Here is an 8,708-nt window from a genome sequence, read left to right on the forward strand (position 1 = left end):
AAGCACACTCCGCATTCGCGCCACGGAATGGGCATCGACCACCCAAAACGAGATCCGTCAGCGTCAATCGCCGCGCGGCACGCTGAAACATTGGAAAGCCAGCTTCTCAGCCAACTTTCGTGCATAGTTCAGGCTAGCGCCTCGGCCCAGTTTCCAGTTCGCGGTTCGCAGGCGACACCAGCCCCCTTCGCCTGCTCAGGATTCTGGTGGCAACACGGCGAAGACGAGGGCGTCGCTCCAGCCGACTCCATCGGGCAGGCCCAAGTCCCTGTACCACATCTGCACGTACATCGGCGTGCCGATGCCGCCGCCGACGCTGCCCCCAACAGCGGGATCCCCCCCGTCGACGTGTAGTTGACGGAACATCTACTACCCAGTCGTTGAGCGAAAACCCAGCTTAAACCCTCTATCTTCCCGCTTCGAGCAGAAGGACTTGGAGCGCGAGGCGCAGGATCCGGCCGCCTTCTGCTGGATCGATGTGCAAGCGGACGATATCAGCGTCCTCAACGACCTTCTGCGCCGCTGGAACATCGACCTCGCACTGATCGGGCACTTCGACGAGCCGGAGGTCCTGCCGCGCATCGTGGAGCGGCCGGAGTGCGTGGCCTTCTACCTGTACCAGGTGATCGACCCCCAAGAGCACCTCGACACGGCGCGAACCATCGAGGAGATCGACTTCGCGCGCATGGTCCTGGTCCTGGGCGCGGACTTCGTGATCACCTTCCGTCGCCGCTCGATGGTCGTCGTGGACGACGTGCGTAGCTCCTGCGTCGACTCCTTCCGCCTGGCCGGTCAGACCCCCAGCTTCATCTCGTTCCTGTTCCTGGAGCGCTGCCCATACGACTACGCCCACCTCAACCTCGCCAACGACAACTTCCTGGACGTGATCCAGGAGCACGTCTTCGACGGGCACCAGGAAGAGCTGGCCATGGGCCTGGCCGTGGCGGGCCGGAACATCCTCACACTGAAGAAGCTCACCGCAAGCGCACAGATCGTGCTGATGCTTCTGGCCACCAAGCAGAACCCCTTCATCAGCTCGGCCGCGCGGGGCTTCGTCCGGGAGATGCTGCACAACGCCCAGGCGGTCCGCGAGGCCGTGGACTCCTCGCGGGACCTGCTCCACGGCGTCCTGGCCAGCATCCAGGCCGCCGCCTCGAACCGGATCAGCGACGTCGCCCGGGTGCTGACGGTGCTCTCGGGCGTCCTGCTGCCCCTGACGCTCATCACCGGCATCTACGGCATGAACTTCGAGAACATGCCCGAGCTCAAGTGGCCGTTCGGCTACTTCGGAGTGCTCGGATCCCTGATGGTGATCGCGGGCGGATTGCTCTTGGCGTTCCGGCATTTCGGCTGGCTGAAGGCTGGTACGTGGAGACGTCCGAGAAGCTGCGCATCACGCACACGCCGACCCTGGTCGCCTTCGCCCGCAACGCGCGCCTGTCGGAGCCGGGCGCGCTGGAGGCGGACCCACTGGCCCAGCTGCTGCCCCGCCACTATCGCGAGATCCTCTGGAACCCCGAGCTCAATCCGCTGGCGACGGCCCTGGCGCCCTCTCGCGGCGCACCCGCCGCCACCCGGGTGGTGGTCATGAAGCGGGTACTCGGCGCCCTGCGCGAAGCCGGGGTCCCGATCCTCGCGGGCTCGGACTCCGGCAACCCGCTGGTCGTGCCCGGCGCAGCCCTGCAAGAGGAGCTGCGCCAGCTGACCGACGCCGGAATCCCCGTTGAAGAGGTCTGGGTGATCGCGACGCGCCGCGCCGGCGAGAGGCTCGGTGTGCCGGGCCTCGGAACTCTGGAGGAAGGCGCTCCAGCGGACCTGCTGCTGTTCCTCGACGACCCCACACGCGACCTCGCCGCCCTGGGCAGCCTGGAGGCGGTGATCGCCGCGGGACGCTTCTCTACCCGCGCGGGGTTCTCGAGATGGCGTTGGAGCGCCAGGGAGCGCACTTCGAGCGCCCCTGGGCTGCGCGGGACTCGCGGGACGGCTGGCTCGCGCCGTGACGGCGCGCACCGCGCCCTAGGCCCGCGACGACGACGCCCCGGCCCATTCCGGACCGGGGCGTCTCATCCTCGCAGCGCTGCGCGGCCTAGGCCCGTTGCCGCCTGCGCCGGTTGCGCAGCCACACGATCGGCGGCAGCAGGAACGCCAGCTCCGCGCCCAGGCCGCAGAAGCCACCGCCACCGCCACCGTTTCCGATCACGACCGGCGTGCAGTCGAGCACCTCGTCACCGGCCATGCCCTCGAGCAGCCAGTCGTTGATCAGGGCCGGGTCGTCCCACTTTCCGTTGCCCTGGTTCTTGCCGCAGTCCTCGACGCCGTTCATGGCGCCGTCGTGGCAGGAGATCTTGAACTCCGACTGACCGAGCGGTGTGCCACCGCAGTCGCCCGCGGCGAAGATCTGCCACTCCTGCACGTACGGGGACCCGCCCATCCCGGGCACCTCGAAGATGTCCCCGGGCGCGATCCCGTCCTTCGTCGTCAGCAGGGTGCTGGCGCCGATCTCACCGTCCCAGGCTTGCACGCAGATGTCCTGCGCACCGCCCCACTCCATGCTCAGCTCATCGATCGGCTTGGCATTCCAGCAGCTGAAGCTGCCCGTCGGCGGCAGCACCACCGTCACCGGGACCTCGTCCTGGGCCGGCATGCAGAGTCCGCCCGACCCGTCGTCGGTTCCGGTCACCGTCGCGCGGTTCGTAGTGGACTCGTACAGCGTCCGGGTCTGGAAGAAGGTCTCCATCTCGCCCGGAGCCAGCGGGGCCTCCAACTGCTGCCTCCTGCCAGCAGCGCTGGAGGCGGCTCAAGAACTTCAAGATCCTACGGGGTATCGGAACCCCGTGGATCAATCGATTGCAGGCATGCCCAACGGCGCCCGCCGTACTTCCAATCCTCGGTCAACGGCTCCTACGAGCCAGCAAAAAACCGAGCAAGCCTCCGATGCCCAACAGCGCCGTTCCAGGCTCGGGCACGGTGATGGCGGCGACGCTCACGACCTTCTTCTGGATGAGCGCCGAGCTCGAGGCCTCGCTGAAGGCGTCCAGTTGATTATCGAGCTGAAGCTGGATCTTCGTCGCGTCGAACCCCAAGAGGTCTACGTTGACCGTCGCCGACCAGTTGGTGGCGCCGGGATCCGACACCAGGTCGAAGGTGTTCGAAGGCGAGTAGGTGGCGGTGAAGGGGATGACGCAGGCCGCGCCGAAGTCGATGAAGCACGACGTGTTGAAGCCAAACGTGCCGTCGACCTCCATGACCGTCAGGGTGCCGATCATCGCGACCTCGGTCTCGGTGACGGCCGTCCCGCTGCCGGCGAGCACGGTGTCACCGAACTCGGAGATCACGAGCGACGGGATGATGCCGCTGCCTGTGCTCTGGATGAACATACTGAGCAGAGAGGCCGTGGTGTCGGCGCCGCCGCCTGTCGTGCTGGCCGTAAAGCCCGTCGGGAAGAACAGCAGCTGGTTGCCGGCGACGATCGGGGCCGTCGCACACGCGCCATCAACAGCACCGTTGGTCGTGGTGAAGAGGCACTCGTCGTCGGCGCTCTGGGTCGTCTCGGTGACGTCCTCGAAGTCGACATCGGTCCCGACGAAGGTCCCGTGATTGACCGGCAGCGCCCCGGCCGGAACGGCCCACAAGAGGCCCACGAGCAACCCGAGCCACAAGACATTCCGCAAGCTGACTCTGGTCACAAAACCACTCCCACACTTCCTGCGTTTCAACACTTCACCGGCACCGAGTCGCCCAACGACGAAAGTGCCATGTTGCGCCACTGCAATCCCCGTACCCATACTCAGGCTCTCGGCAGAATTCGTCTTTCGAAGCAATATCAAAGGGTTGCAGAGTCAGGGCGAGCCCCCGTGGGGCACGGCCCCCAGGCGAGGGAAAGGCTCTTCCTCCAGAAGGGAACACCCTTTCTCCCCGAGCGTCTCTTCCCCGGTACCCTTGCCCAAGGACGTGGGCTCAAAACGCCCCATCCAATGAGCCCGGCCCAACCCCTTGGGCCAGGCGTGGAAGGCAGTACAGCGGAGATGGTTGACCACCGACCCGCGCCCAAGAGTCAGGCCGCGGACCGCGCGGCCACGCTGCTGGCCAACCTGCTGGTGCTCGGGGTGCTCGCTTTCGCCTGGGCCCTCGAGCTCCGCGACCCCGAGTTCTTCTATCGCACGGTCCAGGAGGACGGCACGGTCGAGTGGGTCAGCTTCTGGGCCTTCTTCCTGGCGAGCGGCACCTGGGCACTGGCCGCCTGGCGCCAGCGCCGGAGCACGGGGCAGCTCCCCTGGTTCCTCGGCGGGGTGGCGCTCTTCTGCCTCTTCGTCGCCATGGAGGAGATCTCGTGGGGCCAACGGCTGCTCGGCTTCCAGCCGCCCGCGTACTTCCTCGAGCACAACTACCAGCAGGAGGCGAACCTGCACAACGTCATCGCGACCGACCTGCGCATGCTCGTCTTCTCGGCGGTGATCGCGGGCTACGGCATCGCCCTTCCGCTGCTCGCGCTGGCGCCGCCCGTGGCTCGATTGCTTCGCGGCCTCGCCGTGGTTGGACCGCCGGCAGGCCTGATTCCCATCTTCGCCGTGTCGCTGGTGGTCTACGAGATCTATCCGTGGGACTTCGCCGGCGAGATAGTGGAGCTGATGGTCGGCCTGGGGTTCCTGTTCGCCGCGCTGATGCGCGCTCACGAGTTCCGAGACGCAACCTCCCCGGCCGTGCGACGGCCCGCCACCGCTGCCGTGGCGCTCGCCGGGGCGCTGGCGCTCGGCCTCGGCCTCGCCAACGATGCGCTCTCGCGCCGCCAGCGGAGCGCCGACCCCGCCGCCGTCGAGGAAGCGCGCCTCGAGCTGGAGGCGCTGGCCCGTGACGTCGACGCCCACGGGCGCGACCGGCGCGTGCGCCGCGCGATCCACTGCGGCGTCCACAAGCGCCTCTACGGGCTGTCGGTGGCGAGCGACGGCGCATTCCTGGCCGACGGCGAGTTCCTGGCCCTGGTGGAGCGCGGCCTTCCGGAGCAGCGCGCCGAGTTCCTGATCGACCCGTGGAGCACGGCCTACTGGCTCCGCTACAAGTGCGCCGACGCGGAAGGGCGCCGGAGTCTCTTCCTCTACAGCTTCGGGCCCAACCGGCTGCGCGACTCCGACGAATGGGAGCTCGGGGGAGATGACGTGGGGGTCTATCTGGTGGGCCCGCCGGAGCCGGCCCCCCGGTAGCGATGAACCAGCATGTGGCCGCGCGGCTCGAAGCCGGAGTAGGCCACCCAGAAGAGCGCCAACGCGATGAACGTGAGCCACCTGCGTGTGCCCGGCGGACGTAAGCGCGCGAACGCCGTCTCCAGACCGATCCCCAGCAGAAGCGCCCAGCACGGCAGCGCCACCACGACCAGGTTGCCGAGGCTGATCCAGTAGCGATGGATCCGCGCCAGATCGAGCAGGTAGGGCGTCCTGCCCTGGCGAACCAGCTCGGCGGCCTCTCCTTCCCAGGGCTTCTCGCCCACCACCAGATGAACCGCGAGACCGAGCAGAGCCGCGCCCAGCAGCCAACGCACGGCGCGCAGCCGATCCATCGCCGCTCAGCCCGGCCCGCCGCAGCGAGCGCGACCGCAACGGTCTTCGCAGCCGATCATCGGTCCCCCCGGCCCCCAAGCCCAAAGCTTGCGGACGGCTGGCAACGCCTCATCGCTCCCGCGGCTGGTTCAGGAAAATGGGCGACGACCAGGCCCGTTCGGATACCGGCGCCAGGCAGTCGTCGTCGGACGCCGTGCGGTAGTCGCCGTAGCAGGGGCGCGTGCGCAATGCATTGCCGTCGGCATCGAACTCGGTGCGCAAGTCGGCTCCGTTGACAGCCGGGGTCGGCTCTTGGATCGCCCGCGCGTAGTAGAGCACATCGCGCCCCGAGGCCGCGTAGTCCGGATCCTCGAAGACGACCGAGCAGCCTTCGGCGTCGGGCTCGCAGTCGAAGCGCAGCCAGGGATCCTCGATCAACGCGTCCACGGGCTCATCGGCGCGCGCCTGGGGCCGGATGCGGACGATCTCGACGGCGGAGATCGTGTGTCGCTCGTCTCCCGGGTGATGGCACTCGCCGCGGCAGAGCCGTTCGAGCCGCTGTGGCGAGAGACCGCGAACGCTCTCCTCCGGGCAGCCGGGCTTCTGCTCCAAGGCCCCCACGGCACGAACCTCGAAGCGGGGCGTGCCCGCAAAGGCGTGCTCGCTCCCCATCGGGGACACGCCCTCGGAGCCGTTCAGCAGGTCGAACCAGAGCAGGATGCGCGGGCCGCTCGTGCCGTAGACCTCGCGCCGCCGAAGCGCCTGCCAGATGGACGGGCGATCCGAGCGGTCCGCGTGCAGCGCGACCAGCCCGCCGGTGTAGAAGAAGCTGGCAACGCGCTCCGTCTCGCGGACCTGGAGTCCACTGCGGATCGCCACCAGCTGAGGCCGGCGGGGATCGGCGTCGCCGACGCCCGCGAAGCGCCGGTTCAGGTCGCGATAGAACTCCGAGCGCGTCCCCGCCATGTCGGCCATCAGGCGCCGCTCGTACTGCTTGTATCCCGTTCCCGGGCGCGCCTTGTGATTGTCGCTGGAGGCGATGAAGCCGCAGCGGATCGCCGTCGGCGCCCGCCGCTTCGAAGTTCGAGAGCGCCATGCCGTACTGGACCGTTTCCCGGGGGCGCTGGCTGAAGGCGGGCTTGAAGCAGTCGCGGCACTGCCCGCAGTCGAGCCAATCCTCGACCTCCGAGTCGGGGAAGACGAGATGGGGCGATACATTGGCCTCGAGCGCGAGGCGCCGGGCCTCCGCCACCCGCACCTCGCACTCCGGGCCGGGCAGGTCGCCGCAACGCTCCCGCATGATCTCCCCGGCGCGCCAGCAGCAGGGCAGGTAGTCCGGGGTCCGCTCCGGACAGATCCGCTCGCCGTCCGCTCCGTGCTCGAACTCACGCCACGCCCGGTACTCCTCGGAGTTCCCGTGGCCCGACATGATCTCGACCAGCGTCTGCTGGTTCGGGTCGTGCTGGGCTGACGTCAGTTGTTTGTCCAGGGAGACGCCGGGCGGAGTGTAGACCCCAACAGCGGGATCCCCCCCCGTCGACGTGTAGTTAACGGAACATCTACTACCCAGTCGTTGAGCGAAAACCCAGCTTAGACCCTCTATCTTCGGATCGCCTCTGGGAATGTGGGGCTAGACCAACCGTCGTCGGTTCGCGGCACCTCGCACGATCACCGCACCCAGCGCGAACACCAGGGCTGCACCGGGCTCGGGGATCGGGTTCGAAAAGACTTGATCCTGGCGGCGGGACATCTCCACGATCACTGCGCGCTCCGTGTGACCGCTTCTGGTCCCCGCCATGACCGTGTCGTAGGTCGAGCGAGCTCCCGGCGAAAGGCTCGAAAGCTGCACCACTCCACCGCCATAGATGCCGTCCCAGATCGCAGCTTGCACGCCGGTAATCGCCTGCGTGCGTGTAACCGCGCCGCCGGTGAGCATGCCCACATCGTAGCCATAGTTGTCCATGACCGAGCCGGCGAACGCGAAGTCACGGGGCGTCTCGAGGGGCGGTGAACTCGCGGTGTACGGGTCGAGCACGTCGCGCACGTGGAAGGAGCCGACTCCGATGTACTTGTCGACGTCCACGCAGAAGGAGATCCCATGTACGTCATCGAGTGATGCATCGAGCTGGGCCGTCCAGACCTGACGGCCCGAGGTGAGTGTGACCCGTTCGCCCAACTCGTATCCATGCACTGTGAAACTGGTTGCTGCCGCCGGCGCAGAGAGGAGGACGGCCGCAAGGAGCGCGAAGAGCGGAGAAGCCAGACCGGGTTGTCGTCGGATGTTCGAATTCGTCATGCACTCCGTCTAGCACGATGCGTGCCACGCATGACGGTCAGGCCCAATCCGCTCTTGCGCCGGGGAGTTGGCTGGATGAGTTGCCGGGTGCAACTTCTTGCGGGGCCGGCCGATGCCGGTAGTGGCGTTCTCAATGACGGTCGCCTACGGAAGCCGACTCCACAGCAACGCAATATCTTGCATGGACGACGCGACCTGACTACGAGAATAGGAGTTCCAACGGGGGATTCGTGTCCGATAAGGGGGTGATTTGACAAGTCCCTCTGGGGAGAATGAGGACTCATCGCTAGCGGAGCGCCCATTGGGCAATTTCCGCGCATGCCATGACACTTTCGGCCCTCACGAGCCACCTCCAATGCGAGAACGCACAAGGAGGCGGCGATGCTGAGTCGAGTTCGATTACTGACGCTGTGGCTGGCCCTCGCGACCCTGGTTCCGGTCCACCAGGCGACCGCGATCGGCTTCCAGGGCACCCTGACCATCGACATCTTCGACGGCCTCCTGGTGATCCCGGCGATGGGCGCCGGAGAGGCCACCCGCGATGCGACCACCGGCGTATTCGACCTCCCGGCGGGTGCGTTCGGGGTGACCGACTTCGGCGGAGACTTCACCGAGAGGCCGCCTGAAATCCCTGAAGTCGTCCAGAGTGCCCTAACAGGGTGCTGAAAAACCCCGTGCTTCACTCCTTCAAATGGTAGAAAAGAGGCGGGGGTGTTGGCGATCACGAGAAACCGTAGAAATCTGATCATCTAGCCGTGGTCGCGCGCGAGTGCTGGTTTCTCGTCAGAACGGCGAATCGGTGTCGGTCGGATCGGTGTCGAGTTCGCGATCGAGAGCCACGAGGTAGTGTCTGATCTGGCGATCGAGCTGGGAAGCTGCCG

Annotated in this window: 10 protein-coding genes; 5 read left to right on the forward strand and 5 right to left on the reverse strand. The window is 67.1% G+C overall.

Annotation, left to right across the window (positions count from 1 at the left end):
• Positions 1-195: 195 nt before the first annotated feature.
• The gene (locus GY937_07780) at positions 196-366 is read right to left on the reverse strand and encodes a hypothetical protein (GenBank protein MCP5056616.1); all 171 of its coding nucleotides are present in this window, start codon (positions 364-366) and stop codon (positions 196-198) included.
• A 67-nt stretch (positions 367-433) separates the two neighbouring features.
• Here GY937_07780 and GY937_07785 point away from each other — a divergent pair, with 67 nt between their 5' ends.
• Entirely contained in the window at positions 434-1,591 is a 1,158-nt protein-coding gene (locus GY937_07785) for a hypothetical protein (GenBank protein MCP5056617.1), read from the forward strand.
• Positions 1,588-2,259: an amidohydrolase family protein gene (locus tag GY937_07790; protein ID MCP5056618.1), complete on the forward strand. Its 672-nt coding sequence runs from the start codon at positions 1,588-1,590 to the stop codon at positions 2,257-2,259. The genes GY937_07785 and GY937_07790 overlap by 4 nt, the downstream gene beginning before the upstream one ends.
• Positions 2,260-2,891: 632 nt before the next feature.
• Here GY937_07790 and GY937_07795 read toward each other — a convergent pair.
• Positions 2,892-3,686, reverse strand: a complete 795-nt coding sequence (locus GY937_07795) for a PEP-CTERM sorting domain-containing protein (GenBank protein ID MCP5056619.1) — start codon at positions 3,684-3,686, stop codon at positions 2,892-2,894.
• Between the two features lie 339 nt (positions 3,687-4,025).
• Between GY937_07795 and GY937_07800 the strand changes: the two genes are divergently transcribed.
• Positions 4,026-5,198 (forward strand): hypothetical protein, encoded by a 1,173-nt coding sequence (locus tag GY937_07800; GenBank protein MCP5056620.1) that lies wholly within the window; start codon positions 4,026-4,028, stop codon positions 5,196-5,198.
• Here the strand turns inward: GY937_07800 and GY937_07805 are convergent.
• Together GY937_07805 and GY937_07810 are read right to left on the reverse strand one after the other, a co-directional pair.
• The gene (locus tag GY937_07805; protein ID MCP5056621.1) at positions 5,162-5,551 is read right to left on the reverse strand and encodes a hypothetical protein; all 390 of its coding nucleotides are present in this window, start codon (positions 5,549-5,551) and stop codon (positions 5,162-5,164) included. The two genes, GY937_07800 and GY937_07805, sit on opposite strands and share 37 nt — an antisense overlap.
• A 109-nt stretch (positions 5,552-5,660) precedes the next feature.
• Positions 5,661-6,749, reverse strand: a complete 1,089-nt coding sequence (locus tag GY937_07810) for a DUF3604 domain-containing protein (GenBank protein MCP5056622.1) — start codon at positions 6,747-6,749, stop codon at positions 5,661-5,663.
• Here GY937_07810 and GY937_07815 point away from each other — a divergent pair.
• Positions 6,736-7,002, forward strand: coding sequence for a hypothetical protein (locus GY937_07815; protein ID MCP5056623.1), 267 nt, complete (start codon positions 6,736-6,738; stop codon positions 7,000-7,002). The two genes, GY937_07810 and GY937_07815, sit on opposite strands and share 14 nt — an antisense overlap.
• A gap of 159 nt (positions 7,003-7,161) precedes the next feature.
• Here the strand turns inward: GY937_07815 and GY937_07820 are convergent, their stop codons facing one another.
• Positions 7,162-7,827: a hypothetical protein gene (locus tag GY937_07820; protein ID MCP5056624.1), complete on the reverse strand. Its 666-nt coding sequence runs from the start codon at positions 7,825-7,827 to the stop codon at positions 7,162-7,164.
• Between the two features lie 381 nt (positions 7,828-8,208).
• On the opposite strand from GY937_07820, the gene GY937_07825 reads away from it, so the two are divergent.
• On the forward strand, positions 8,209-8,493 hold the full coding sequence (locus GY937_07825; protein MCP5056625.1) for a hypothetical protein: 285 nt from the start codon (positions 8,209-8,211) through the stop codon (positions 8,491-8,493).
• Positions 8,494-8,708 lie beyond the last annotated feature (215 nt).

It is taken from the genome of bacterium (genome assembly GCA_024228115.1).
In the GTDB taxonomy this organism is placed as follows: domain Bacteria; phylum Myxococcota_A; class UBA9160; order UBA9160; family UBA6930.